We start from the raw sequence: 26,401 nt of genomic DNA on the forward strand, positions 1-26,401 counted from the left end.
ATGCGGTCAGGAAGGTTTAAAACGGACGGTTAGTGGGGCCATGGAGAAGCCGGATGGCCGGTCCCGCGGGGCGGGGCCGGCCATCCGCACAACGGCCGGGTCAGCTGGCCTTGGCCTTGGCGAGCAGATCCGTGAGGTTGTTGATGTCCGCCTGCTGGGTGGTCTTCATGGCCTGGGCCACGTCGATCACCTGCTTGTCGTGGGTCTTGGCGAGGATGGCGTCCACCATGTGGATGCCGCCGAGGTGATGGTTGATCATCAGCTGGCAGAACAGGATGTCCACCTGCCTGCCCTTGGCGGCCCGCAGCTGGGCCATCTGCTCCGGGGTGGCCATGCCGGGCATGAGGCCGTCCTTCACCGCGGCCGCGCCGTCCGGCATCCAGGCCATCACCGGTTGGGAGCCGGTGGGCTCCAGTCGCCAGTCCTTCAACCAGGTCTGCATGATCCCGATCTGCGCCTGCTGGCCGGTGGCGATGTCCCCGCCCATGGTCCGGACGTCCGGGCTGACCGCGTTCTGGAACGCGATCATCCCCATCTCCACCGCCTGGGCGTGGTGCGCGCTCATGTCCCGGGCGAACCCCGCCTCGGCCGAGCCGTCCCCGGGCTGCGTGAGCCGCGGCGTCAGCCAGCCGCCGGCGTACCCGATGAGCAGCCCGGCCACGACGGCCAGCAGCAGGGCCAGCAGGCCGAACCGGCGACCTCCCGGCCGCTCGACCGGCGGGCCCAGCGGCTCGTCGAGGTCGTCCCGGAGGTCGGGGTCGGTGGAGATCGTCATGCTTCTACCGTCCTCACTGCGGGGGCTGCCCCTGGCCGGGCTGGCCCTGACCCGGCTGGCCCATGCCGCCGCCGTCCTGCGGGTCGGTGCCGCCCTGGACGTTGTCGTGCGGGGTGGTGCCGGTGGCGGTGATGCCCTGCGAGCAGGCGGCGCCCGGCTCGATCGAGGCGTTCTCCCGAAGCGCCTTGATGAAGTCGTCGATCCGGCCGTCGTTGGCGTTGTCGACCTTGAGCTGGAAGCCCCAGGCCTGCAGCGAGATGGGCTTGTCGAGACCCTCGTACGGGCTCATCAGCATCTGGGTCTTGCCGCGCACCTTGCTGGCCAGCTTGTCGACCTGGTCCTTGGGCAGGTCCGGCCGGTACGTGATCCAGACGGCGCCGTGCTCCAGGCTGTGCACCGCGTGCTCGTTGGCGATCGGCGCGTCGTAGACGTCGCCCATGCAGTTCTGCCAGGAGGGGTTGTGCACCCCGCCGACCGGCGGGTTGTACTTCGTGTACTTGATCGGGCCGGTCTGGTGCTTCTCGTACTTGAGGCTCTGCGGGTCGGTCTTGGTCACGTCCAGGATGCCGGAGATCGAGTCGGCCTTGTCCTGCCACGACCGGCCGCCCTGGTAGACCGACCAGGCGCCGAAGCCCACGATGGCCAGGGCCAGCAACGCCACCGCGGTGATCAGGGCGATCGGCCCCCAGGACCGGCCCTGGGTGACCTTGACCGGGGCGATCGGCTTGCGCCCCTTGCCGCCGCCGGTCGGCCGCTGACCGCCGGGGCGGTTCGTCCCAGTGCGGGCCGATCCGCCCTTCGCGCCGGCGGTGGCCTTGGCGCCGGCCGCGGCCCGGGCGCCGGACGCCTGCCGGGCCGCGGGGGCGGTCTTCGTCGCCCGCTTGGCCGCGGTGGCCTTCCTGGCCGCGCCGCCCTTGCCGGGCTGCTCGGCCGCGTCGGCCTCGGTGGGCTCTTCGGCCGCGGTGGCCTCGGTGGCCTGGTCGTCCGCGGTGGTCTCGGCCGGCTCCTCGTCGGTCGCTGGCTTGCCGCCGGCCACCGCCTTCTTGCCGGTGACCACGATCGGACGGCGGGGGTCGCCACCCGGGGTGCTGATGCTCATCGTGCCTCGTCAGGTCGGTGGATCGCGGGGGAGGCGGTCACCCGGGTCCGCCACGACGGGTCGTGGCCGCGAAGCGCAGGGTCGCCGCCGGGTGACCGAGTCTACCCCGGCTAGCATGTTTCAGTGACTCCCGCGAAGCTCGCCCAGGTTGTCCTCGATGCCGCCGCCGCGGTGTTCGCCGCGCGCGGCCTCGACCGGTCACTGCTGCCCGACAGCACCGCGGTCGAGCGGCCGCGCAACCCGGAGCACGGCGACTACGCCTCCACGCTGGCCCTTCAGCTGGGCAAGCGGGCCGGCGTGCCGCCGCGCGAGCTCGCCGGGGCGCTGGCCGAGGAGCTGGGGCGGGCGCCCGGGATCAAGTCGGTGGAGATCGCCGGTCCGGGCTTCCTGAACATCCGGCTCGACCCGGCCGCCGCCGGGCAGCTGGCCCGGTCGATCGTCGAGGCCGGCTCGGCGTACGGCCGCAGCGACCGGCTGAGCGGCCAGCGGGTCGACCTGGAGTTCGTCTCGGCCAACCCGACCGGCCCGATCCACCTGGGGCACACCCGGTGGGCGGCGGTCGGCGACTCGCTGCGGCGCATCCTCGCCGCAGCCGGGGCCGAGGTGACCAGCGAGCACTACGTCAACGACGCGGGCGCGCAGATCGACAAGTTCGGCCAGTCGCTGTACGCGGCGGCCCGGGGCGAGCCCGCGCCCGAGGGCGGGTACGCCGGGGAGTATGTCGCGGAGATCGCCCAGCGGCTGCTGGCGGCCCACCCGGGCGTGCTGGACCTGCCGCGCGAGGAGGCGGAGCGGGTCTTCCGGGACTCCGGCTACCGGCTCATGCTCGACGAGATGCGGGCCAGCCTGGAGCGCTTCGGGGTGCACTTCGACGTCTGGTTCTCCGAGCGCACCCTGCACGACAGCGGCGCCGTCGAGCACGCCCTCGACGAGCTGCGCAAGCAGGGCCACGTGTACGAGGCCGACGGCGCCATCTGGCTGCGCACCACCGACTTCGGCGACGACAAGGACCGGGTGCTGATCCGGTCGAACGGGGAGAAGACCTACTTCGCCGCCGACGCGGCGTACTACATCAACAAGCGGGAGCGCGGCTTCGACAAGTGCGTCTACCTGCTGGGCGCCGACCACCACGGCTATGTCAACCGGCTCAGGGCCATCGCCGCCTGCGCCGGCGACGACCCGGACTTCAACATCGAGATCCTGATCGGGCAGCTGGTCAACCTGGTCCGCGGCGGCGTGCCGGTGCGGCTGTCCAAGCGGGCCGGCAACATCATCACGCTGGACGAGATCGTCGATGCCGTGGGCGTGGACGCGGCCCGCTACTCGCTGGCCCGCTCGTCCACCGACTCGCCGCTCACGCTGGACATCGAGGAGATCACCCGGCGGTCCAACGACAACCCGGTCTTCTACGTCCAGTACGCGCACGCCCGGATCGCGTCGCTGCTGCGCAACGCCGGTGAGCTGGGCGTGGACCGGGGCCGGGACCTCGACCCCGGGCAGCTGCGCCACGACAAGGAGAACACCCTGCTGAAGCGGCTGGGCGAGTTCCCCGCGGTGGTGGCCACGGCGGCCGAGCTGCGCGAGCCGCACCGGGTGGCGCGGTATCTCGAGCAGCTCGCCGGCGACTATCACCGGTTCTACGACGCCTGCCGGGTGCTGCCCCAGGGCGACGAGCCGGTGACCGACCTGGTCCGGGCCCGGCTCTGGCTGGTCGAGGCCACCCGGGTGGTGCTGGCCAACGGGTTGGGCCTGCTGGGCGTGTCGGCGCCCGAACGGATGTGAGATTCGGCACCGAGGAGTAGATCATGCGGGCACACGAGGCCGGCGCGCTGCACGGCGAGATCGGGATCCGGGGGCCGGCCTGGCTGCGTACCCCCGAGGACGTCAACGCGCTCGTACCGCAACTCTGGCCGCGGACGGTGGCCCGCGGTCCGGACGGCGCGCTCACCATGGGCGGGCTCGACGTCCGCGAGCTGCGGCGCCGGTACGGCAGCCCGGCCTACCTGCTGGACGAGGCGGACCTGCGGGCCCGGTGCCGGGAGTTCCGGGCCGCCTTTCCGGACGAGGACGTCTTCTATGCCGGCAAGGCGTTCCTGTGCCGGGCGGTGGTGCGGATCATCGCCGAGGAGGGGCTCTTCCTCGACGTCTGCACCGGCGGCGAGCTGGCCACCGCCCTCGCGGCCGGGATGGATCCGGCACGGATCGGCTTCCACGGCAACAACAAGTCGGTGGCCGAGCTGACCCGCGCGGTCGACGCCGGGGTGGGCCGGATCATCGTGGACTCGCAGATCGAGATCGACCGGCTGACCGAGCTGGCCCGCGACCGGGGGGTCCGGCCGCGGGTGCTGATCCGGGTCACGGTGGGCGTCGAGGCGCACACCCACGAGTTCATCGCGACCGCGCACGAGGACCAGAAGTTCGGGTTCTCGCTGGCCAGCGGCGCGGCGGCGGCCGCCGCGTTCCGGATCCTCGACGAGGACGCGCTGGAGCTGCGCGGCCTGCACTCGCACATCGGCTCGCAGATCTTCGACGCCAGCGGCTTCGAGGTTTCGGCCCGCCGGGTGCTGGGCCTGCAGGCGCAGATCCGCGACGCCCGCGGTGTCGAACTGCCCGAGCTGGACCTGGGCGGCGGCTTCGGCATCGCGTACACCACCCAGGACGACCCGGCGGCCCCGGCCGACCTGGCCAAGCGGCTCCGCAAGATCGTGGACGGCGAGTGCGCGGCCGAGCGGCTGGCCACCCCGCGGCTGTCCGTCGAGCCGGGCCGGGCCATCGTCGGTCCGGCCATGATCACGCTGTACGAGGTGGGTACGGTGAAAGATGTCGACGGCATCCGGACGTACGTCAGCGTCGACGGCGGGATGAGCGACAACATCCGCACGGCGCTCTACGACGCGTCATACTCGGCCACGCTTGCCTCCCGGGCCTCGACGGCCGAGCCGATGCTCGCCCGCGTGGTGGGAAAGCATTGTGAGTCCGGGGACATCGTGGTGAAGGATGAATTTCTGCCCGCCGACGTGCAGCCCGGAGATCTTCTCGCAGTGCCCGGCACCGGCGCCTACTGCCGGAGCATGGCCAGCAACTACAACCACGTGCCCCGGCCACCGGTGATCCTGGTCGGCGGCGGCGACGCGAGGGTGATCGTCCGGCGGGAAACCGAGGACGACCTGCTGGCATTGGATGTCGGATGACGAAACCTGTACGGGTCGCGCTGCTCGGCTGCGGCACGGTGGGCGCCGAGGTGGTCCGCCTGCTGCACGACCAGGCGGCCGACCTGACGGCCCGGATCGGCGCGCCGATCGAGCTGGCCGGCATCGCCGTACGCCGGCTCGGCCGCGACCGGGGAGCGCTGCCGGTCGGCCCGGCCGTTTTCACCACCGACCCGCTCGGCCTGGTCAAGCGGGACGACGTGGACGTGGTGGTCGAGGTCGTCGGCGGCATCGAGCCGGCCCGGACCTGGCTGGTCGAGGCGTTGCGGGCCGGCAAGAGCGTGGTGACCGCCAACAAGGCGCTGCTGGCCGAGGATGGCGCGAGCCTGCACGACGCGGCGGCCGAGGGCGGCGCCGACCTCTACTACGAGGCGGCCGTGGCCGGCGCCATCCCGCTGCTGCGGCCGCTGCGCGAGTCGCTGCACGGCGACTCGGTGAACCGGGTGACCGGCATCGTCAACGGCACCACCAACTACATCCTCAGCGCCATGGACGCCACCGGCGCCGGCTTCGCCGAGGCCCTGGAGCAGGCCACCGAGCTGGGGTACGCCGAGGCAGACCCGACGGCCGACGTCGAGGGCTTCGACGCCGCGGCCAAGGGGGCCATCCTGGCCTCGCTGGCGTTCCACACCCGGGTCGGCGCGGCCGACGTGCACCGGGAGGGGATCACCGAGGTCACCGCCGCGGACGTGGCCAGCGCCAAGGCCATGGGCTGCACCATCAAGCTGCTCTGCATCGCCTCCCGGGGGCCGGACGCGGCCGGGGTCGACTCGGTGAGCGTCCGGGTGCACCCGGCCATGATCCCGCGTACCCACCCGCTGGCCGGGGTGGGCGACGCGTTCAACGCCGTCTTCGTCGAGGCCCGGGCCGCGGGCCAGCTCATGTTCTACGGCCGGGGCGCCGGGGGAGCGCCGACCGCCAGCGCCGTGCTGGGCGACCTGGTGGCGGTCGCCCGGAACCGGCTGGCCGGGGTGCGCGCGGCCAGCGAGTCGGCGTACGCGGCCCTGCCGATCCGGCCGATGGGCGAGGCGGTCACCCGCTATCACATCAGCCTCGACGTGGCCGACCGGGCGGGCGTGCTGGCCGCCGTGGCGGGCGTGTTCGCCGGGCACGGCGTCTCGATCGCCACCGTCCGGCAGTCCGGCCGGGGCGAGGACGCCGAGCTGGTCGTGGTCACCCACCGGGCGTCGGACGCCGCGCTCGCGGCCACCGTGGCCGAGCTGCGCGACCTCGAACACGTCCGGGCCATCGTCAGCGTGCTGCGCGTCGAGGGCGAGCCCTGACCGACGCGCCTCCCGGTTCCGATCCCGGCACGTGGGCATCGGCGGGGCGGGTGCCGGGCGCGGTCGGGCGTGCGGCACCCTGATACGCGGGCGCGCAGGGACGCGCCGCCGGGTTCCGCCGGTGCGAGGAGTGCGACATGTGGCGCGGACTGATCGACAGATACGCCGACCGGCTGCCGGTCACCGACGCCACGCCGGTGATCACCCTGTACGAGGGGAACACGCCGCTGCTTCCGGCCCCCGTGCTGTCCACCCGCACCGGCTGCGACGTCTGGCTCAAGGTCGAGGGCGCCAATCCCACCGGCTCGTTCAAGGACCGGGGCATGACCGTCGCGGTGTCGAAGGCGGTGCAGGCCGGGGACAAGGCGATCATCTGCGCCTCGACCGGCAACACCAGCGCCTCGGCCGCCGCGTACGCCGCCCGGGCCGGCGTCACCTGCGCGGTGCTGGTGCCGCAGGGCAAGATCGCGCTGGGCAAGCTGGCCCAGGCGCTGGTGCACGGCGCCCGGTTGATCCAGGTCAGCGGCAACTTCGACGACTGCCTGGCGCTGGCCGGCAAGCTGTCCCAGGACTACCCGGTGACCCTGGTCAACTCGGTCAACCCGGACCGGCTGCAGGGGCAGAAGACGGCGGCGTTCGAGATCGTGGAGGCGCTCGGCGACGCGCCCGACATCCACTGCCTGCCGGTGGGCAACGCCGGCAACATCACGGCGTACTGGATGGGCTACCGCGAGGACGCGGCGGCCGGCCGGGCCACCCGTACCCCGAAGATGTTCGGCTTCCAGGCCGCCGGCGCGGCGCCGCTGGTGTCCGGGAAGGTCGTGCCGGAGCCGTCCACGATCGCCACGGCCATCCGGATCGGCAACCCGGCGAGCTGGACCGGAGCGCAGGACGCCCGGGAGGCCTCCGGCGGCCTGATCGCCGCGGTGACCGACCGGGAGATCCTCAGCACCTACCGCCTGCTCGCCCGGGAGGTGGGGGTGTTCGTCGAGCTGGGCAGCGCCGCCAGCGTGGCCGGGCTGCTGCAGCAGTCCGCCGCGGGCACGATCCCCCCCGGCTTGACGGTGGTTTGTACGGTGACGGGGCACGGCCTCAAGGATCCGGAGTGGGCCATCTCCACGGCGCCGGCCCCGACCACGATCATCAACGACCCGTTGATCGCGGCGCGGGCTCTGGATCTGGCCTGAGGGCCGCCCCGGCGGCGCCGGCAGGCCGCGCCGACCGTCGGTTTCCGGCGGTCCGGCCGTTGCCCGCCGGCCGCCTCGCGCGTTGCCTGAGGGCCGGCTGAGGCCGGTGCCCGCCATACCCGCCACCGGACAGATCATCAGCGTCAGGCAGAATTTCGCCCATCGATCTCGCATCATCCACGGGGGACCCGATGTCCTTTCTCGCCAGACTCAGCCTCGCCAACCGAGGGCTGGTGGCCCTCATCGCGGTGGTGATCACCGGGTTCGGCCTCTTCGCCGTGCCATCGCTGCGGCAGCAGCTGCTGCCGTCGCTGCAGTTCCCGGGCGCCTTCATCGTCGCCACCTATCCGGGCGCCTCCCCGGAGATCATCGAATCCCAGGTGACCGAGCCGATCGAGAACGGCATCAAGGGCATCGCCGGGCTCAAGAAGGTCACCTCGACCTCGCAGGAGGGCTCCACCACCCTGCAGGTCGAGTACGAGTTCGGCACCAACCTCGACGACGCGGTCAACAAGATGCAGACCGCGCTCAACCGGGTCCGGACGCAGCTCCCGCAGGGGGTGGACCCGCAGGTCATCGCGGGCAGCACGGACGACCTGCCGGCGGTCGTGCTGGCCGCCAGCGGCGGGGAGGACTCCCGCGCGCTGGCCGACAAGCTCAACCAGACCGTGGTGCCCGAGCTGCAGGCGATCGACGGGGTGCGCACCGTCGACGTGACCGGCGCGGCCAAGCAGGTCGTGTCCATCACGCCCGACCCGGCCAAGCTGGCCCGGGCCAAGGTGGACCCGTCGGGCATCGCCGGTGCGCTGAAGGCGTACGGGGTGGCGGTGCCGGCCGGCTCGCTCACCGCCGGCGACAAGTCGCTGCCCGTACAGGTCGGCAGCGCCATCGGGTCGCTGGACGACCTCAAGGGCATCCCGGTCTCCGGCCCGGGGGCCCCGCCGGTGACGCTGGGCGACATCGCCAGCGTCGAGCAGCGGACGGCGCCGGCCACCAGCTTCACCCGGACGAACGGCAAGGACGCCCTCGGCATCTCCGTCGTGGCGAGCCCGGACGGCAACGCCGTACAGATCTCGCACGAGATCCGGGACAAGCTGGCGAGCCTGCGTACGTCCTCCGGCGCTGACCTCACGGTGGTGTTCGACCAGGCGCCGTTCGTCGAGCGGTCCATCAAGAGCCTCACCACCGAGGGACTGCTCGGGCTGGTGATGGCCGTGCTGGTGATCCTGGTCTTCCTGCTCTCGATCCGGTCCACCCTGGTCACCGCGGTCTCCATCCCGCTGTCCGTGCTGGTGGCGCTGATCGCGCTCTGGGCCGGCGACTACTCGCTCAACCTGCTCACCCTGGGCGCGCTCACCATCGCCGTCGGGCGGGTGGTGGACGACTCCATCGTGGTGCTGGAAAACATCAAACGGCATCTCGGGTACGGCGAGGAAAAGCGCAGAGCCGTGCTCAACGGCGTACGCGAGGTGGCCGGCGCGGTCACCGCCTCCACCCTGACCACCGTGGCCGTTTTCGCGCCGATCGGCCTGGTCGGCGGCTTCGTGGGCCAGCTGTTCGCGCCGTTCGCGATCACCGTGACGGTGGCGCTGCTCGCCTCGCTGCTGGTGGCGCTGACCGTGATCCCCGTGCTGGCCTACTGGTTCCTGCGGCCGCCGACCGGCGAGGCCGAGGAGGTGCTGCGGGCCGCGGAGGCCAAGGAGCGGCGCAGCCCGTTGCAGCGGGCGTACCTGCCGGTGATCCGGTTCGTCACCACGAAGCGGTGGCACCGCTGGCTCACCCTGGCCGTCGGGCTGCTGATCCTGGTCGGCACGTTCGGGCTGGCCAGCCAGCTGAAGACGAACTTCCTGGACGACTCCGGTCAGGACACCCTGGCCATCACCCAGGAGCTGCCGGCCGGCAGCAGCCTGGCCGCCACCGACGCGGCCGCCCGCAAGGTGGAGGCCGTGCTCGGCCGGACCGGCGGCGTCGAGACGTACACGGTGCAGGCGGGCAACACCGACCAGCCGTGGGCCGGGCCGGGCGGCAACACCCGGGCCAGCTACAACCTGGCGCTCACCAAGGACACCGACACGGCGAAGCTGAAGGACGAGCTGCGCCGCGAGCTGGACGGGCTGAACGCCGGGAAGTTCACGGTGGGCAGCGGGGACAGCACCTCGGGCAGCCAGCTGGAGGTCGTGGTCCAGGCCAACGACCAGGACGTGCTGGCCACCGCCACCGGCCGGGTGCGGGACGCGATGGCCGGCGTGCCGCGGGTCACCGACGTCAAGACCAGCCTGGCCGAGCGCACGCCGCGGCTGAACGTGACCGTGGACCGGGCTGCGGCCGCCCGTGCCGGGCTTTCCGAGGCCGCCATCGGCCAGGCCGTGGCGCAGGCGTTCCGGGGCGCGCCGATCGGTCAGGTCACTCTGGACGGCAACCAGGACGATGTGGTGCTGGCCGGCGGCGCCCGACCGGCCACCGCCGAGCAGCTGCGTTCGCTGTCGCTGGGCAGGGTGAAGCTGGACGATGTGGCCGACGTCGCCGAGGGGCAGGGCCCGGTCCAGGTGACCCGGATCGACGGCGACCGCAGCGCCACCGTCACCGGCACGGCCACCGGGGACAACCTCGGCGCGACCACCACCGAGCTGAAGAAGCGGCTCGACGCCATCGACGTGCCGGGGGCCACCATCACGGTCGGCGGGGCCAGCCAGGACCAGGCCGACGCGTTCGGAGACCTGGGGCTGGCCGTGCTCGCGGCCATCGCGATCGTCTTCGTCATCATGGTGGCGACGTTCCGTAGCCTCCTGCAGCCGCTGATCCTGCTGGTCTCCATCCCGTTCGCCGCCACCGGCGCGATCGCCCTGCTGCTGGCCACCAACACGCCGCTCGGGGTGCCCGCGCTGATCGGCGTGCTCATGCTGGTCGGCATCGTGGTCACCAACGCGATCGTGCTGATGGACCTGATCAATCAGTACCGAGCGCAGGGCATGGACGTCCGGGAGGCGGTGATCGAGGGCGGCCGGCGCCGGCTGCGGCCGATCCTCATGACGGCCATCGCCACCATCTTCGCGCTGCTGCCGATGGCCTTCGGGCTGACCGGTGAGGGCGGCTTCATCTCGCAGCCGCTGGCGGTCGTGGTGATCGGCGGCCTGATCTCGTCGACGCTGCTCACCCTGGTGCTGGTGCCGACGCTGTACACGATGGTCGAGGCCACCAAGGCCGGCTTCCGGCGCCGGCGGGGCCGGCCGGAGCCGGCGCTGGCGGGCGTCCCGGGGCACGCCGACGGTCCGGCCGGGCCGGGCGGGGCGGGTTCTGGCCCGGCCGGCGCGCCGGCCCTGGCCGGGGTGAGCGGCGGCGCGCACCGGGCCGCGGGCACCGCCCCGGCCGCGACCGGCGCCGGCCGGCACGCGGCCGGCGACGACCGGACGGCGATCGCCGGAGACGCCACCCTCGCCGGGCCGGCCGGGCACGGCCGGCCGGGCGCCGACGGGCAGCCTGCCGGCGCCGGTCCGGGCGCCGGCGGTACGGGCGGCGCGGGCTCGGGCGGCGCGGGCTCGGGCGGCGACGGCGCGGGCGCCGCACGTGCGGGCGTCGACGGCTCGGGCGGTGCGGGCCTGGGCGGCGACGGCGCGGGCGTGGCCGGTCCGAGCGCCGGCGACGGGGGCGCCGACGGTCCGGCGGGCCGCCCGGCGCCGTCCGGGGCGCTGCTGGACGGCACCGACCAGTTCGAGGTGCTCCGGCTGCCGAAGAGTCGCACCTCGCCGCTGCCCCCGCAGGAATAGCCGGGAAGGAAGGGCCCCTTCTTATCGTTTTCGGTATAGGAGGGGCCCCTTCTTAACGCCGCACCGAGGCCGAACGCCGGACTCGCGGCGGCGGTCCGGCGGCCGGGCGGTCCGGCGGTCCGGCGGCCCGGCGGTCCGGCGGTCCGGGGGGCTTGGCGGCGGGCCGGCGGTGTCGGACCCGCCGGGTAGCGTTCCGGTACGTGTCGACCGCGTCGCCCGCCGCGTCCCTGCCCACCCCGCTCTCGGTGCTGCGGCACAATCGCGACTTCCGCCGGCTCTTCCTCGCCGAGCTGGTCGTGTTCGGCTCGGACTGGTTCGTCATGGTGCCGCTGCTCGTGCTGCTGCCCCGGCTGACCGGCGGCGGCGTGTTCGGCGCGCTGATCCTGGCCGTGGACACCGGCGTGGTGGCGCTGCTGCTGCCGTTCACCGGCACGCTCGCCGACCGGCTCGACCGCAAGAAGATCATGATGGTGTCCAACGTGGGCGCGCTGGCCGCCATCCTGTTGCTGTTCGCGGTCCGGTCCGCCGGCACGGCCTGGCTGGCCCTCGCCGCGGTGGGGGCGGTGGCGGTCGCCAAGGCGTGCTACTCCCCGGCCGCCCAGGCCGCGCTGCCCAACGTGCTGGCGCCGGCCGAGCTGGCCGCCGGCAACGCGGTCGCCGGGTCCGCCTGGGGCACCATGACGGTGGTGGGCGCGTCCCTGGGCGGCGTGCTCAGCGCGGCCCTCGGGGCGTACGCGAGCTTCGCCGTCGCCGCCGTGGCCCTGGCGATCGCCGCGGTCGTGGCCGGGCTGATCCGCCGCCCGTTGCAGCAGCCGTACGCCGCCGACACGCCCCGGCCCGGCACCTGGTCGGCCATCGGCGAGGCGCTGCGCTACATCGGGCACCGGCCGCGGGTCCTGGCGCTGGTGACGGTCAAGAGCGCGGTCGGGCTCGGCAACGGGGTGCTCACCGTGTTTCCGTTGCTGGCCGCCGCGTACGGGGTGGGCGCCATCGGGACGGGCCTGCTCTTCGCGGTGCGGGGCGCCGGTGGCCTGGTCGGGCCGGTGCTGATGCGCCGGGTGCTCGGCCACCGGAGCTGGCTGCTGCCCGGGCTGGCCCTGTCGATGTCCCTCTATGGACTCAGTTACCTCGGCGTGTCGGTGCTGCGCTGGTTTCCGCTGGTGCTGGTCCTGGTCTTCGTGGCGCACTTCGCCGGCGGCACCAACTGGGTCCTGTCAAACTTCGCCCTGCAGCGCGAGGTGCCGGACGCGCTGCGTGGGCGGGTGTTCGCCACCGACATGATGCTGGCGACGCTGGCCATCTCGGTGAGCCAGCTGGCCGTGGCCGGCCTCGTGGGCCGGGTCGACGAGTCGATCGTGGTGGCCGGGTGCGGCCTGGTGACCCTGCTGTACGCGGTGGGCTGGCGGTTCGCCACCCGCCGCCTCAGGCTCACCGACGAGCAGCTCGACCCGCGGCCGGCGGCCGTGAGCGCCGAGAACAACTCCAGCCCCGAAACAACTCCTGAGTCGCCGGCGGGTTTCGGCCTGGCGGGTCCCCCGCGGGCCAGGGCGGGCGACGGCGAATGACCGTGCGGGGAGGCGGGGCTCGGGGCGGACCAGGAGCGGGAGCGGGATCGGGCCGGCGGGAGGTGGGGATGGGTGCTGCGGCGGGCGGGAGCGGAGGCGGCGGGAAGCGGAGCGGAGCCGGCGCGGACGCGCGGCGTCTCAGCGGGTGGGCGGGGCGGCGTGGGCAGTCCGGGTGTCGTGGCGCTGGCCTAGCATGAGGCGATGCGGCCCCGCTTCGTCGCCGACCCGGTCCGGGTGCGTACGCCGGCCACCAGCGCCAACCTCGGGCCCGGGTTCGACTCGCTGGGCCTGGCGCTGAGCCTCTACGACGAGGTGACCGCGCGGGTGGTCCCGTCCGGCTGCCGGATCACGGTGACCGGGGAGGGCGCCGGCGAGCTGCCCGAGGGCGAGGAGCACCTGCTGATCCGCGCCATGCGGGCCACCTTCGAGGTGCTCGGCGGTCAGCCGCCCGGGCTCGAGGTCGACTGCGTCAACCGGATCCCCCAGGCGCGCGGGCTCGGATCGTCCTCGTCCGCCATCGTGGCCGGCGTCCAGCTGGCCCGTACCCTCGTCGCGAACGGCGGCCGGGAGGTCGACGCCGGGGCGGCGCTGCGGATCGCCGCGGCCATCGAGGGCCATCCCGACAACGTGGCACCCTGCCTGCTGGGCGGCTTCACGATCGCCTGGACGGACGCCTCGGGGGCGCGGGCCGTGTCGCTGCGGCCGGCGGGGGAGATCGAACCCACCGTCTTCGTACCCCGGGAGCGTGGCCTCACCGCGACGGCCCGGGCCGCGCTGCCGGCCTCGGTGCCGCACGCGGACGCCGCGCACTCGGCCGGCCGGGCCGCCCTGCTGGCGCACGCCCTCACCCGGGATCCCGCCCTGCTGTTCCCGGCGACCGAGGACCGGCTGCACCAGCATTACCGGGCGGTCGGGATGCCGGCCACCGCGGACCTGGTCTCGGCGCTGCGTGCGGCCGGTGTGGCGGCCGTGGTCAGTGGGGCCGGACCAGCGGTTTTGGCCCTTTCGGCCCCGCCGGCCGACCTCGATCCGGGAATGGAATGGGCGGTTCACAGGTTGTCGGTGGACGTGGCCGGAGCGGTGGCCGTACGGGGTAGACTGGGACACGCCGAGCGGGACCCTGTTGCCGCAGGTCGGAAGAGTTGATTACGCTCTAGACTGAGCACAGCCGCGAAGCATGTGATCTCTGCGGGTCGGCGCACCCCCGAAGCTTTCGGCGGTCAGCCCGTCTCACCCCTGCCTAGGCCCACGCCGCACCGCAGTATCCACCCGGCGCCGGAGACGGCGACAACCTTCCCACCGAGGCTGGCGGGAGGGCAAACCGACCGGCTGCTGTGTCACAGACTCCCGCGCCGCGTCATGCGAAGCGGGTGCACCGAGGCCGCCCGGCCACCTTGCAACGACCCCGGGCAGCCCCGGCCTATCGAGGGAAGGAATCCATTGAGCGACACCACCGACGTGACGTCGGATGTTTCCAACGTCGCTGGCGAACCCACCGCAGCCCCGGCGCGTCGTCGCCGGACCGGCACCGGTCTGTCGGCGATGCTGCTGCCGGAGCTGCAGAGCCTGGCCGCGTCGCTCGGCATCTCCGGTACGGCCCGGATGCGCAAGGGCGAGCTGATCTCCGCCATCACCGAGCGGCAGCAGGCCGGCTCGTCCGGCGCCGGCACCCCACGCCCCCGAGCCGAGGTCGCGGCGGCCGCGTCAGCGCCGGCTCGCGAGGAGGTACGCGCCGACGTGGCGGACGGATCGCGGACGGAGCCGTCCCGGGACGGCTCGGCCGAGGCCCCGGCGACCACCGAGGGCCGGGGCCGGGAGCGGTCCCGCCGCTCCCGAGCCGCCACCGCCACCGCTGACCGGACGGCCGAAGCCCCGGAGATCGACGCCCGGGCGGCGGCCCCCGCCGAGACGGGCAACGACCGGCGGCAGCCCGAGTCGGCCGAGCCGGCCGAGCGCGCCGATTCCGGCACCCGGGGCGACCGTGGCGACCGTGCGGAACGCGGGGACCGTGCGGAGCGCGGCGACCGTGGCGAGCGTGCGGAGCGCGGCGAGCGTGCGGACCGTGGCGACCGTGCCGAGACCGGCGATCGGGCCGAGCGCGGCGAGTCGCGCAACGGGCGCGACCGTACCGATCGGGCCGAGCGTACCGATCGGGCCGAGCGTACCGACCGGGGCGACCGCAACGAGCGGAACGACCGCACCGACCGGGGCGAGCGGGCCGAGCGCAACGACCGGAACGACCGGAACAACGACCGGGACCGGAACAACGAGCGTGGCCAGCGTTCCGATGACGGCGACGACGACGGCGACGGCGGTGGCCGGCGCAGCCGGCGCAGCCGCTTCCGGGACCGCCGGCGCGGCGGCCGGAGCGACCGGGACGGCGACGGCGGCGGCCGGGACGGCGGACGCGACGGCGGCCGTGAGCCGCAGGTCAGCGAGGACGACGTGCTCGTCCCGGTGGCCGGCATCATCGACATCCTGGACAACTACGCGTTCGTGCGGACCACCGGCTACCTCGCCGGCCCCAACGACGTCTACGTGGCCATGTCCCAGGTGAAGAAGTACGGCCTGCGCCGCGGCGACGCGGTCACCGGCGCCGTGAAGGCGACCCGGGACGGCGGCGGCGGCGACCAGCGGCGGGACAAGTACAACCCGCTGGTACGGCTCGACACGGTCAACGGAATGGAGCCGGAGGAGGCCAAGCGCCGCCCCGAGTTCTACAAGCTGACCCCGCTGTACCCGCAGGAGCGGCTGCGGCTGGAGACCGAGCCGCACATCCTCACCACCCGGGTGATCGACCTGGTGACGCCGATCGGCAAGGGCCAGCGAGCCCTGATCATGTCGCCGCCGAAGGCCGGTAAGACCATGGTGCTGCAGGCGATCGCGAACGCGGTCACCCACAACAACCCCGAGGTCCACCTCATGGTGGTGCTGGTCGACGAGCGGCCAGAAGAGGTCACCGACATGCAGCGGTCGGTGAAGGGCGAGGTCATCGCGGCCACGTTCGACCGGCCGCCGCAGGACCACACCACCGTGGCCGAGTTGGCGATCGAGCGGGCCAAGCGCCTCGTCGAGCTGGGCCACGACGTGGTCGTGCTGCTCGACTCGGTGACCCGGCTGGGCCGGTCGTACAACCTGGCCGCGCCGGCCAGTGGCCGGATCATGTCCGGCGGTATCGACTCGACCGCGCTCTACCCGCCGAAGCGGTTCCTCGGCGCCGCCCGCAACATCGAGAACGGCGGCTCGCTGACCATCCTGGCGACCGCGCTGGTCGAGACCGGCTCGGTGATGGACACGGTCATCTTCGAGGAGTTCAAGGGCACCGGCAACGCCGAGCTCAAGCTGGACCGGAAGATCGCCGAGAAGCGGACGTACCCCGCCATCGACATCCACCTGTCGAGCACCCGGAAGGAGGAGATCCTGCTCGCGCCCGAGGAGCTGGCGATCACGCACAAGCTGCGCAAGGTGCTGCACTCGCTGGACTCGCAGGCCGCGCTGGATCTCCTGCTGGACCGGCTCAAGCAGAGCCGGACCAACATCGAGTTCCTCATGCAGATCGCGAAGTCGACGCCAGGCGAGTAGTTTGTGCGGTTTTCCGGCGGCCCGCCCGCTGGCGGTCAGGGTTGGTCGGTTTTCCGGCGGCCCGCCCCGCTCTGGGCGGTCAGGCTTGATCCCGACGCGGGGCGGGCCGCCGGAAAACCTTGGCTGGCATCGGACGGGGCGGGCCGCCGGAAACCTTTCTATGGCATGGGTGTGGGGTCGGGCGGAGCGGGAATGCGTGGTGGTCCGGCCGTGTTGAGCTGCATGGATCAGCTGAGCAGCCCGATTTCGGGTCCGGTTCGGGCCCATGGCACACTGGTCCATCGGCCACCGGTTCCGGTTCACGCCTGAGCCCGCCCGCTGGGCGGGCGTCGACGGCGACCCGGCGACCACCAACGAGAGGACCGAGGCGACATGAAGTCCAACATCCACCCGGAGTACGTCACCACCGAGGTCTCGTGCTCCTGCGGTAACACGTTCACGACCCGCAGCACCGCCAAGGGCGGGACGATCCACGTCGAGACCTGCAGCGCCTGCCACCCGTTCTACACCGGTAAGCAGCGCGTTCTCGACACCGCTGGTCGGGTCGCGAAGTTCCAGCAGAAGTACGCCAAGGTTCAGCCCAAGAAGGCCAAGTAGCGACCTCCGCGGCGCCCGTGTCCGGTTTCGGCCGGACGCGGGCGCCGTTGGCGTTCATCCCGTCCGTACGCGGCCGGTTGGCCGGCCGCCGTGTGACGGTGATCATGCGGCCGGCGCGCCGACCGCCGCGGTGACGGTTCCAGGCAGCCCGGTCCGGCGAGGAAGCTGAAGAGACATGAGCAGTGAGCGGTTGGTCGCGCTTCTCGACGAGTACGCCGAGCTGGAGCAGCAGCTGGCGGACCCGGCGATCCACGCCGACCAGGCCACCGCCCGCCGGGTGGGTCGCCGGTTCGCCGAGCTGACCGCGGTGCACAAGGCGGCCGAGGAGTTGGAGCAGGCGCGGGCCGACCTGGTGGCCGCCCGCGAGCTGGCCGCCGAGGATCCCACCTTCGCCGCGGAGGCCGACTCGATCGCGGCCGGCCTGCCCGTGCTCGAGGAGCGGCTGGCCGAGCTGCTGATCCCGCGCGACCCGCACGACGGCAAGGACGTGATCGTCGAGATCAAGGCCGGCGAGGGCGGCGAGGAGTCGGCGCTGTTCGCGGCCGACCTGCTGCGGATGTACCAGCGGTACGCCGAGCGGCGCGGCTGGGCCACCGAGGTGATCGACGCGCAGGACTCCGACCTGGGCGGCGTCAAGGACGTCTCCCTCGCCGTGAAGACCCGCGGCGTGCCCGAGGGCGGGAACGGGGTGTGGTCGCGGCTCAAGTGGGAGGGCGGCGTGCACCGGGTCCAGCGGGTGCCGGTCACCGAGTCGCAGGGTCGGATCCACACCAGCGCGGCGGGGGTCCTCGTGCTGCCGGAGGCCGAGGAGGTGGACGTGACCATCGACCCGAACGAGCTGCGGATCGACGTCTTCCGGTCGTCCGGACCGGGCGGCCAGTCCGTCAACACCACGGACTCGGCGGTCCGGATCACCCACCTGCCGACCGGGATCGTGGTCTCCTGCCAGAACGAGAAGAGCCAGCTGCAGAACCGCGAGCAGGCGATGCGCATCCTCCGGGCCCGGCTGCTGGCCGCCGCGCAGGAGCAGGCCGACGCCGCGGCCTCGGACGCCCGCCGCTCCCAGGTACGCACCGTGGACCGCTCGGAGCGGATCCGCACGTACAACTTCCCGCAGAACCGCATCACCGACCACCGGATCGGCTACACGGCGTACAACCTGGACCTGGCGCTCGGCGGCGAGCTCGACGGGGTGCTGGACGCGCTGGCCGAGGCGGACCGCGCGGCTCGGCTGGCCGGCGATCCCGACCTGGCGCGCCGCTGACCGCGGGGGCCGGCCCGGCCCCGCACCTGGCGGGCGCCCCCGAAACCCGGCCCGGCGCGGCGCCCGCTCACATGGCGCGGCTGGCCGGGTACGCGCCGCGGGCGGCGTCCTTGGCCCGCAGCATCTCCCGGTCGGCCACCTCGAACGCGGCGCCCAACGCCTCCCGCAGCGCGGGACCGGCGCCGTGCACCTCGGCGAAGCCGACGCTCACCCCGACCGGCGTCCCCGGCACCAGCGCCTCCCAGTCCTCGTCCTCGACCGCCGAAAAGATCCGGCGCGCCACCTCGGCTGCCTCGGCAGTGCCCGCGTTGGGCAGGACCACCACGAACTCGTCGCCGCCGTACCGGGCCACGAAGTCGCCGCGCCGCATCACCCGGTTGATCACCCCGGCGATCCGTTGCAGGACCAGGTCGCCCGAGTGGTGGCCGTGCCGCGTGTTGACGGCCTTGAACCCGTCCAGGTCGGCCACCCCCACCACGGCCCGGTCACCCCGGCTCACCACCGCCGACACGTACCGCTCCAGGCTGCGCCGGTTGGGTAGCCCGGTGAGCGGGTCGGTGAGCGCCTCGTCCTCGTACCGCGCGGCCTCCCGGCGCAGTTCCTCATGGTCGATCCGGGCCGCGATCCCGTCCACGTACACGTCCCGGAGCCGGTCGCTGCGCTGGGCGGCGAGCCGGAAGGCGTACCGGTCGGCCTGGTGCGCGGCCGCGTGGTCACCGGCCCGGGCGTACGCCAGGCTGCGTAGCCGGGCCGGCTCGGCCGCGCCGAGCGTCTCTGCCGCGCCCACCAGGGTGTCGAGCCGGGCGATGGCCTCGATCGGCCGGCCGGCGCTGATGGCCAGGCACACCGCGCCCAACTGGGCCAGGTGTCGGGACCGGACGCTGTCGCCGCCCCGGGACAGCAGATCCGCCGGGTCGACCTCCTGGCAGAGCTCGGAGCGCTCGCCGAGGGTGCCGCGGCGCAGCAGCGCGTAGCCGTAGGCGGCCAGCCCGATCGGCCGCAGCCGGGTCAGACCGCCGGCGCGTAGGAAGCTCGCCAGGTCGGCGTCGATGTCGCGGAGCACCCGCAGGCACCCGTCGGTGTCCCCGTTGTGGTCCATGGCCACCGCGTTGCGCAGCCGGATGCCGGGCGCGGCGAACGTCTCATCGGGGATCCCGGCCGCGCCGCCGAGCTGCCGGGCCCGCTCGATGGCGCTCAACGCGTACCCGTGGAAGCTGAGGTAGGAATACGCCATGGCCAGGTCGTGCCAGCCCCACGCGGTCTCCCGGTCCGGGTCGTCCACCGCGCCGAGCGCCCGGGCGCCTCGTACCAGATGGCTCACCCCGCGGTCCAGCGCGCCCTGGTCGTGCGCGGCCAGCGCGGCGAGCGCGTGCAGGTGGCCGAGCAGGTAGGGGTCGGGCACCTCGCGGGCCGCCTCGAAGGCGAGCTCCGAGGTCGCGGTGTACTCGGCCGTGCGGCCGAGGTTGAGCACGGCCGAGACCCGTTGCAGCAGGGCATCGGCCCGGGAGTACGGGTCGCGCGTGCTGGCCAGCACCCGGTCGAGCAGCGCGCACGCCTCGGCCGAGCGACCGGTCTCCAGCAGGTGACGCGAGCGCATGAGCGCGTCGGCCTGGTCGGTGACCCGGTCGAGCCAGCTCACGCATTACCTCCTCGACGCCGAAGGGGCGGACCGGCGCGCGACGGCGACGACCCACGTTCCATGATTATGTCGTGACCGAACCCCGTCGACATCCACCCGTTGCGGCAGATCGCATCCGCCCGTCGGTTGCCGTGGCGCGGGCGGCCGCCGAGCTGGCCGCCGCCGGCGTGCCGGCGGCCCGGGCCGAGGCCGAGCTGCTGGTCGGGCATGTCCTGGGGGTGCCCCGCGGCCGGCTCGCCCTCGCCGCCGAGCTGGACGCCGAGCGGCGCGACCGGCTCGCCGCGCTGGTGACCCGGCGGGTACGGCGGGAGCCCCTGCAGTACCTGCTCGGTGCCGCGCCCTTCCGGCACCTGGACCTGGCGGTCGGTCCGGGGGTGTTCGTCCCCCGGCCCGAGACGGAGCTGTTGGCCGGCTGGGGACTGGCGGTGGTCGGTCCGGCGGCCGCGGCGCCCGGTCCGACGGCTTCGGCGCCCGGTCCGGCGGCCGCGGCGCCCGGTCCGGCGGCGGCGGCGGTGCCCGGTCCGACGGCGGCGGCGGCGGTGCCCGGTCCGACGGCGGCGCGGGGCCCTGACGTCCCGGCGGCGGGTCCGGTGACGGTGGTGGACCTGTGCAGCGGTTCCGGCGCGCTGGCCCTGTCCGTGGCGCAGGAGCTGCCGGCCGCCACCGTGCTGGCGGTGGAGCGCTCCCCGGCGGCGCTGGACTGGCTTCGCCGCAACGCGGCCGACCGGGCCGCGGCGGGCGACCCGCCGATCCGGGTGGTGGCCGGGGACGTGACCGATCCGGACCTGCTCGCGGAGCTGTCCGGCCGGGTGGACCTGGTGCTCTGCAATCCCCCGTACGTGCCGGCCGGCACGCCCGTGCCGGCCGAGGTGCAGCGGTACGACCCGGCCGAGGCGGTCTTCGCCGCCGGCGACGGTCTGGCGGTGATCCGGCCGGTGATCGGGCTCGCGGCCCGGCTGCTGCGCCCGGGCGGTTGGCTGGGCATCGAGCACGACGACACGCACGCCACGACGGTGCCCGCGCTGCTGGTCGCCGACGGCCGGTTCATCGAGGTCGAGGACCATCGCGACCTCACCGGCCGCCCCCGCTTCGCCACCGCCCGCCGCCGCTGACCCTTCCGCTCCGTCCCTTTCCGGGCGTGGCAGACTTCATCATCGTGATGCTCTATGACTGCCGGTCGCTGGCCGATCGCGACCGAGGCATCGCGGCCGCCATCGAGGCGGTCCGCAACGGCGAGCTGGTCGTCATGCCGACCGACACCGTGTACGGGATCGGCGCCGACGCCTTCACCCCGCACGCCGTCAAGGCGCTGCAGGAGGCCAAGGGCCGCGGCCGGGGGACCCCGCCGCCGGTGCTGATCGGTTCCCGGCACACCCTCGACGGGCTGGTCTTCTCGCTCCCGGTGGCCGCCAGGGACCTGGTCGAGGCCTTCTGGCCGGGTGCGCTCACGATCGTGGTGGAGCACTCGCCGAGCCTGCAGTGGGACCTGGGTGACCTCGGCGGCACGGTGGCGGTGCGGATGCCGCTGCACCCGGTGGCCCTGGAGGTGCTCCGGGAGACCGGCCCGATGGCCGTCTCCTCGGCCAACAAGCACGGCCAGCCGGCCGCGGTGACCGCCGAGGAGGCCCGCGAGCAGCTGGGGTACGCGGTGCGGGCGTACCTGGAGGCGGGACCCTGCCCGGATCCCGTGGCCAGCACCATCGTCGATCTGACCGGCGACGTGCCGCGGGTGCTCCGCGACGGCGCCATCCCGCTGGACAAGCTCCGGGACGTGGTGCCGGACATCGTCGGCCGGGAGGACTGAGAGTGCCGCCGTTCACCGTCCTGCACGTCTGCATGGGCAACATCTGCCGCTCGCCGATGGCGGAGCGGCTGCTCACCCAGGCGGTGCGGGAGCGGCTGACCCGGCGGGGCGGCTCGACCACCGGCGACCCGGCGGACGCCGGCGGCGCGGCGGAGGACCACGGCGGCCCGGACGACGCCGCCGGGCAGCCCGGCGCGGCCGCGACCGAGCTGGCCGAGCGCCTGCTCTACAGCCACAGCGCCGGTACGGGCGGCTGGCACGAGGGCGAGGGGATGAACCCGCCGGCGGCCCGGCAGGTCCGGTCCCGACGCGGCGACCCGGACGGGTTCGCCGCGCGCCGGCTCCGCTCGGAGCACATCGACGCCGCCGACCTGATCCTGACGGCCACCGCCGACCAGCAGGAGTACGTGGTGGCGCTGCGTCCGGACGCGGCCGGCCGGACATTCGTGCTGGGCGAGTTCGGCCGCCTGCTGCCGCTGGTGGACGCCGCGGCGCTGCCGCCGGCCGAGGACACCCCGGCGGCGGTGTACGCCCGGGGGACGGCGCTGGTGGCCGCGGCCGACGCCGTACGCGGGGGAGCGCCCGCGCAGCCCGGCGACGATCTCGACGATCCCTGGGGCCGCGGCGATCAGTGCTTCGAGCGGGTGGCCGACGAGATCGAGGAGACCATCCACCCGCTCGCCGCCGCGCTGCTGCCCTGACGGGCGCCCGGCCGGCCGGGGAGTGCCGGGCCTGCCGCGGGACAGGCAACCCGCCCGGGCGATTCGTGAGCCTCGGTTGAGGGAGTCTCACGGAAAACCCTCACATAACGCCCCATTCCCGCTAATCCTGGGACGCGTCAACGCAATTGCCTCCTGACGCGTGAGGTGAACCGGAATGGCCCGGTCCAGGATCTACCTCCTCGCCACCGTGGTGCTCGCCGGAGTGCTCGGCGGCCTGGTGCTCGGGGTGTCCGCGCTGCCGGCCCAGCTGCTGATGGGGTACGGCCTCTCGATGGTTCCCGGCGGGGAACTGCCGGAGGACCTGCGGAACCCGCCCGTCGCCGAGCGGTCGTACCTGTACGCCAGCGACGGCCGCACCCTGGTGACGTCGTTCTTCGCGGAGAACCGCCACGAGGTCGAGCTGTCGGCGGTGGCCCCGGTGATGCGCCAGGCCATCGTGGCCGCCGAGGATGCCCGGTTCTACCAGCACAGCGGGGTGGATCTGCGCGGCGTGCTGCGGGCCGTGGTGGCCAACCGGCACGGCGACAGCCGGCAGGGCGCCTCCACGCTGACCATGCAGTACGTCCGCAACGTCCGCAAGGGCGACCCGGCGCTCAGCCCCGAGGAGCGCGCCGCGGCCACCGAGACCAGCCTGGGCCGGAAGGTCCGCGAGATGCGCTGGGCGCTCGCCCTGGAGCGCCGGCTCAGCAAGGACGAGATCCTCGGCCGTTACCTGAACATCGCCTACTTCGGCGCCGGCGCGTACGGCGTGGCCACGGCCAGCGCGCGTTACTTCTCCAAGCCCCCGGACAAGCTGAGCCTGCCGGAGGCCGCGCTGCTGGCCGGACTGGTGCAGTCGCCGGACGAGTACGACCCGATCAACGGCGACGCCAAGGCCGCGCTGGATCGCCGGACGTACGTGCTGGACCGGATGGCGCAGCTCGGCCAGATCTCGGCGGCGGACCGGGACGCGGCCGACCGCGCGCCGCTGGGCCTGCGCCCGAGTGAGCAGCCGGGCAACTGCACCACCCTGCGGCCCGAGCAGGAAGACTGGGGCTTCTTCTGCGACTACGTGATGAAGTGGTGGGAGGAGCAGCCGGCGTTCGGCGCCACCCCGCAGGAGCGCCGGTTGGCCCTCCAGCGGGGCGGCTACCGGATCGTCACCTCGCTGGACCCGGAGATCCAGGAGGCCGCGCTGCGGCACACGCTCTCGGTGTACGGCTATGACGAGCCGCGGGCCGCGCCGACCGCCGTGGTACAGCCGGGCACGGGCCGGGTGCTCGCGCTGGCCGTGAACCGGCACTACAGCCTCGCCCCGAACCCGCCCGGCCAGGTGAACTACCCGAACACCGTCAACCAGCTGGTGGCCGGCGGCGGCGACATCGCCGGTTACCAGGGCGGTTCCACCTTCAAGCTGTTCACCATGCTGGCCGCGATCGAGGCCGGCCTGCCGCTGAACACCACCTACAGCGCGCCCGGAAGGCTGGTCACGCGCTACCGGGTGGACGACCCGGCGAGCTGCGCGGGCCGCTGGTGCCCGGTCAACGCCACGCCCGCGTACCAGAACGGGCCGCGGACCATGTGGAGCGCGTTCGGCCGCTCGGTCAACACCTACTTCGCGCACCTGGAGGAGCAGGTCGGCGCCGCCCGGGTGGTCGAGATGGCGCAGCGGCTGGGCATCCGGTTCCGGGCCGACAGCGATGCCCGGATGTCGCTGGACGGCGCCAACGAGTGGGGCCCGTTCACCCTCGGGGTCTCCGCCACGACACCGCTGGACCTGGCCAACGCGTACGCCACCGTGGCGGCCGACGGCGTCTACTGCGCTCCGCTGCCGGTGACCGCCATCAGCGACTCGGCCGGGCACCGGCTGCCGGTGGCCGACCCGGCCTGCCGGCGGGTGCTGCCGGCCGACACGGCCCGGGCGGCGAACGACGCGGCCCGCTGCCCGGTGGGGGACCAGTCCGCGTTCGGGCGCTGCGACGGCGGGACCGGCGAGCGGATGCGTCAGTTGCTGCCGGGCCGGCCGATCGCCGGCAAGACCGGCAGTTCCGAGGGGTACGCCACGGAGACCGTCGTGGTCTACACCCCGCAGGTGGCGGTGGCCGCGATCGCCGCCAACCCGGACAATCCGCGGGACGCCGTGGGTCAGGCGGTGCAGGCGAACATCCTCGGCGGCATCGCCCGGCTGCTCACCACGGCGCTGCGGGGCCAGCCGGTGCTGGGCTTCCCCGCGCCGAGCCCGATGCGGGCCTTCGGCACCCCCACCGCGCCGCCCGCACCCCCCGCGCGCCCCGCGCTCCCGCCCCGCTGACCGCCCTGTCCAGGTCGATCGGCAGCGCGCCGGGGCTGGCCCCGGGGCGCGGGCCGGGGGACCCGGGAGGGGTCAGCCGGGGTCGGGGCGGGGGAGCCCGCGCTCGGCGCCGCGGGCGATGTTCCGGGCCATCCCGCCGAAGACCACCGCGTGGAACGGGCTGATGGTTCGCCAGTACGCGTGCCCGGCCAGCCCGCGCGGCGCGAAGACCGCACGTTGCCGGTAGCGGCTGCGGTCCGGCCCGTCCGGCTCGGCCCGCAGCTCCAGCCAGGCCGGCCCGGGCAGCCGCATCTCGGCCCGCAACCGCAGCAGCTCGCCCGGGACGATCTCCTCGACCCGCCAGAAGTCCAGCGCCTCGCCGACCAGCAACCGGTGCGGATCGCGCCGGCCGCGCCGCAGCCCCACCCCGCCGACCGCCCGGTCGAGCCAGCCGCGCACCGACCAGGCCAGCGGGAACGAGTACCAGCCGTGCTCGCCGCCGACGCCCTCGACCACCCGCCACAGCGCCTCGACCGGGGCGTTCACGCCGATCTCCCGCAGGTCGGTGTAGACCGAGCCGCCGGACCAGTCCGGGTCGCTGGGCAGCGGCTCGGCGGCCGCGTCCAGGCCGGTGGCGGTCGACCAGCGGGTCTCCACCTCGGCGTCGCGGATCTTGGCGAGCGCCAGCTCGACCGCCCGGTCGAACCCGGTCAGCCCGCCGGGCGGGTCGGGGATCCACCGCGCGATGTCGTGTTCGTGCGCCACGGCCTCGTGGATGAGGCTCTCCACCAGCGGCCGGGCGATGGCGTTGGGGACCGGCGTGATCAACCCGACCCAGTGCGAGGACAGGCTCGGGCTGAGCACCCGGGTGGGCACGATCATCCGGCGGGGCAGGCCGGCCACCGCCGCGTACCGGCGCATCATCTCGACGAAGGTGAGCACGTCCGGGCCGGCGATGTCGAAGCCGCGGTTCACCTCGGCCGGCAGGGTCGCGCAGTCGACCAGGTAGCCCAGCACGTCCCGGACGGCGATCGGCTGGATCCGGTTGGACACCCAGCGCGGCGTCACCATGGCCGGCAACCGCTCGGTGAGGTAGCGCAGCATCTCGAAGGACGCCGACCCGGAGCCGATGATCACCGCGGCCCGCAGGATGGCGGTGGGCACCCCGCTGTCCAGCAGGATCCGCCCCACCTCGGCCCGGGAGCGCAGGTGCGGCGAGACCGACCCGGCGTCCGCGGCCGGTTCCGGGCCGCCGAGATAGACGATCCGGCGTACGCCCGCGGCGCGCGCGGCCGCCGCGAAGTTCTGCGCCGCGGTCCGGTCGGCCGCCTCGAAGCCGCGCTGGCCGAGCGAGTGCACCAGGTAGTACGCCACGTCCACGCCGGCGAAGGCGGCCGGCAGGGTGTCGGCGCGGCCCAGGTCCGCCTCGGCCACCTCGACCCGGCCGGCCCAGGGGACGTCGCGCAGCCGCCGGGCGCTGCGGGACAGGCAGCGGACCTCGTGGCCGGCGGCCAGCAGCCGGGGGACGAGGCGGCCGCCGATGTAGCCGGTGGCGCCGGTGACCAGGCATCTCATGATCTCCATCGTGCCGCCGCCTAGACTGTTCCGCGAGCTGAAGCGGCGCACCGGCGCGCCGGAGGCG

At 74.0% G+C, this 26,401-nt stretch carries 17 protein-coding genes and 1 pseudogene; 14 read left to right on the plus strand and 4 right to left on the minus strand.

The features are described 5' to 3' along the window. Positions 1 to 100: 100 nt before the first annotated feature. Both ACFFHU_RS15270 and ACFFHU_RS15275 read right to left on the minus strand, forming a co-directional pair. The gene (locus tag ACFFHU_RS15270; protein WP_377339802.1) at positions 101 to 769 is read right to left on the minus strand and encodes a DUF305 domain-containing protein; all 669 of its coding nucleotides are present in this window, start codon (positions 767 to 769) and stop codon (positions 101 to 103) included. A 19-nt stretch (positions 770 to 788) separates the two neighbouring features. Continuing rightward, positions 789 to 1,496 carry a thioredoxin-like domain-containing protein gene (locus ACFFHU_RS15275; RefSeq protein ID WP_377339804.1) on the minus strand — a complete coding sequence of 236 codons (708 nt, stop codon included), beginning with the start codon at positions 1,494 to 1,496 and terminating at the stop codon, positions 789 to 791. 501 nt (positions 1,497 to 1,997) lie between these two features. On the opposite strand from ACFFHU_RS15275, the gene argS reads away from it, so the two are divergent. The 10 genes and pseudogenes from argS (at position 1,998) to prfA (ending at position 18,325) form a co-directional block, all read left to right on the plus strand. Continuing rightward, positions 1,998 to 3,656: an arginine--tRNA ligase gene (gene argS, locus ACFFHU_RS15280; RefSeq protein ID WP_377339326.1), complete on the plus strand. Its 1,659-nt coding sequence runs from the start codon at positions 1,998 to 2,000 to the stop codon at positions 3,654 to 3,656. A 23-nt stretch (positions 3,657 to 3,679) separates the two neighbouring features. Next, positions 3,680 to 5,065, plus strand: a complete 1,386-nt coding sequence (gene lysA / locus ACFFHU_RS15285) for a diaminopimelate decarboxylase (RefSeq protein WP_377339328.1) — start codon at positions 3,680 to 3,682, stop codon at positions 5,063 to 5,065. Further along, positions 5,062 to 6,366 (plus strand): homoserine dehydrogenase, encoded by a 1,305-nt coding sequence (locus tag ACFFHU_RS15290; protein WP_377339329.1) that lies wholly within the window; start codon positions 5,062 to 5,064, stop codon positions 6,364 to 6,366. Before lysA ends, ACFFHU_RS15290 begins: the two co-directional genes overlap by 4 nt. A 137-nt stretch (positions 6,367 to 6,503) precedes the next feature. Continuing rightward, entirely contained in the window at positions 6,504 to 7,553 is a 1,050-nt protein-coding gene (gene thrC / locus ACFFHU_RS15295; protein WP_377339331.1) for a threonine synthase, read from the plus strand. Between the two features lie 191 nt (positions 7,554 to 7,744). Next, complete coding sequence (locus ACFFHU_RS15300) at positions 7,745 to 11,317, plus strand: efflux RND transporter permease subunit (protein WP_377339333.1); 3,573 nt, start codon at positions 7,745 to 7,747, stop codon at positions 11,315 to 11,317. 227 nt (positions 11,318 to 11,544) lie between these two features. Further along, positions 11,545 to 12,768: pseudogene (locus ACFFHU_RS15305) on the plus strand (MFS transporter); the annotation flags it as partial. Between the two features lie 315 nt (positions 12,769 to 13,083). Beyond that, positions 13,084 to 14,028, plus strand: coding sequence for a homoserine kinase (gene thrB / locus ACFFHU_RS15310; RefSeq protein ID WP_377339336.1), 945 nt, complete (start codon positions 13,084 to 13,086; stop codon positions 14,026 to 14,028). A 294-nt stretch (positions 14,029 to 14,322) separates the two neighbouring features. Then, the gene (gene rho, locus ACFFHU_RS15315; RefSeq protein ID WP_377339338.1) at positions 14,323 to 16,464 is read left to right on the plus strand and encodes a transcription termination factor Rho; all 2,142 of its coding nucleotides are present in this window, start codon (positions 14,323 to 14,325) and stop codon (positions 16,462 to 16,464) included. A gap of 372 nt (positions 16,465 to 16,836) precedes the next feature. Further along, a complete protein-coding gene (gene rpmE, locus ACFFHU_RS15320; RefSeq protein ID WP_377339339.1) occupies positions 16,837 to 17,061 on the plus strand; it encodes a 50S ribosomal protein L31 in 225 nt (74 codons plus the stop codon). A gap of 175 nt (positions 17,062 to 17,236) precedes the next feature. After that, positions 17,237 to 18,325: a peptide chain release factor 1 gene (prfA, locus tag ACFFHU_RS15325; RefSeq protein WP_377339340.1), complete on the plus strand. Its 1,089-nt coding sequence runs from the start codon at positions 17,237 to 17,239 to the stop codon at positions 18,323 to 18,325. 67 nt (positions 18,326 to 18,392) lie between these two features. Here the strand turns inward: prfA and ACFFHU_RS15330 are convergent, their stop codons facing one another. Next, positions 18,393 to 19,964 (minus strand): diguanylate cyclase, encoded by a 1,572-nt coding sequence (locus ACFFHU_RS15330; RefSeq protein ID WP_377339343.1) that lies wholly within the window; start codon positions 19,962 to 19,964, stop codon positions 18,393 to 18,395. A 71-nt stretch (positions 19,965 to 20,035) separates the two neighbouring features. Between ACFFHU_RS15330 and ACFFHU_RS15335 the strand changes: the two genes are divergently transcribed. The 4 genes from ACFFHU_RS15335 to ACFFHU_RS15350 all read left to right on the plus strand — a co-directional run bounded on the left by ACFFHU_RS15335 (position 20,036) and on the right by ACFFHU_RS15350 (position 24,780). Beyond that, complete coding sequence (locus tag ACFFHU_RS15335; RefSeq protein WP_377339344.1) at positions 20,036 to 21,076, plus strand: N5-glutamine methyltransferase family protein; 1,041 nt, start codon at positions 20,036 to 20,038, stop codon at positions 21,074 to 21,076. Positions 21,077 to 21,123: 47 nt separating this feature from the next. Continuing rightward, positions 21,124 to 21,768: an L-threonylcarbamoyladenylate synthase gene (locus tag ACFFHU_RS15340; RefSeq protein WP_377339805.1), complete on the plus strand. Its 645-nt coding sequence runs from the start codon at positions 21,124 to 21,126 to the stop codon at positions 21,766 to 21,768. Between the two features lie 2 nt (positions 21,769 to 21,770). Further along, the gene (locus ACFFHU_RS15345) at positions 21,771 to 22,469 is read left to right on the plus strand and encodes an arsenate reductase/protein-tyrosine-phosphatase family protein (protein WP_377339346.1); all 699 of its coding nucleotides are present in this window, start codon (positions 21,771 to 21,773) and stop codon (positions 22,467 to 22,469) included. A 175-nt stretch (positions 22,470 to 22,644) separates the two neighbouring features. Further along, a complete protein-coding gene (locus ACFFHU_RS15350) occupies positions 22,645 to 24,780 on the plus strand; it encodes a transglycosylase domain-containing protein (RefSeq protein ID WP_377339348.1) in 2,136 nt (711 codons plus the stop codon). A 72-nt stretch (positions 24,781 to 24,852) separates the two neighbouring features. On the opposite strand, the gene ACFFHU_RS15355 is transcribed toward ACFFHU_RS15350, so the two are convergent. Beyond that, positions 24,853 to 26,334: an SDR family oxidoreductase gene (locus ACFFHU_RS15355; RefSeq protein ID WP_377339806.1), complete on the minus strand. Its 1,482-nt coding sequence runs from the start codon at positions 26,332 to 26,334 to the stop codon at positions 24,853 to 24,855. Between the last annotated feature and the right edge of the window lie 67 nt (positions 26,335 to 26,401).

This window comes from Plantactinospora siamensis (assembly GCF_042434095.1).
Classification (GTDB): Bacteria; Actinomycetota; Actinomycetes; order Mycobacteriales; family Micromonosporaceae; genus KBS50.

Excerpts from the sequence above, each read along its gene's own strand:
- ACFFHU_RS15355 (WP_377339806.1), bottom strand. The coding sequence starts at position 26,334 with ATGAGATGCCTGGTCACCGGCGCCACCGGCTACATCGGCGGCCGCCTC.
- ACFFHU_RS15340 (WP_377339805.1), top strand. The coding sequence starts at position 21,124 with ATGCTCTATGACTGCCGGTCGCTGGCCGATCGCGACCGAGGCATCGCG.
- ACFFHU_RS15300 (WP_377339333.1), top strand. The coding sequence starts at position 7,745 with ATGTCCTTTCTCGCCAGACTCAGCCTCGCCAACCGAGGGCTGGTGGCC.
- ACFFHU_RS15290 (WP_377339329.1), top strand. The coding sequence starts at position 5,062 with ATGACGAAACCTGTACGGGTCGCGCTGCTCGGCTGCGGCACGGTGGGC.
- thrB (WP_377339336.1), top strand. The coding sequence starts at position 13,084 with ATGCGGCCCCGCTTCGTCGCCGACCCGGTCCGGGTGCGTACGCCGGCC.
- ACFFHU_RS15350 (WP_377339348.1), top strand. The coding sequence starts at position 22,645 with ATGGCCCGGTCCAGGATCTACCTCCTCGCCACCGTGGTGCTCGCCGGA.
- prfA (WP_377339340.1), top strand. The coding sequence starts at position 17,237 with ATGAGCAGTGAGCGGTTGGTCGCGCTTCTCGACGAGTACGCCGAGCTG.
- thrC (WP_377339331.1), top strand. The coding sequence starts at position 6,504 with ATGTGGCGCGGACTGATCGACAGATACGCCGACCGGCTGCCGGTCACC.
- lysA (WP_377339328.1), top strand. The coding sequence starts at position 3,680 with ATGCGGGCACACGAGGCCGGCGCGCTGCACGGCGAGATCGGGATCCGG.
- rpmE (WP_377339339.1), top strand. The coding sequence starts at position 16,837 with ATGAAGTCCAACATCCACCCGGAGTACGTCACCACCGAGGTCTCGTGC.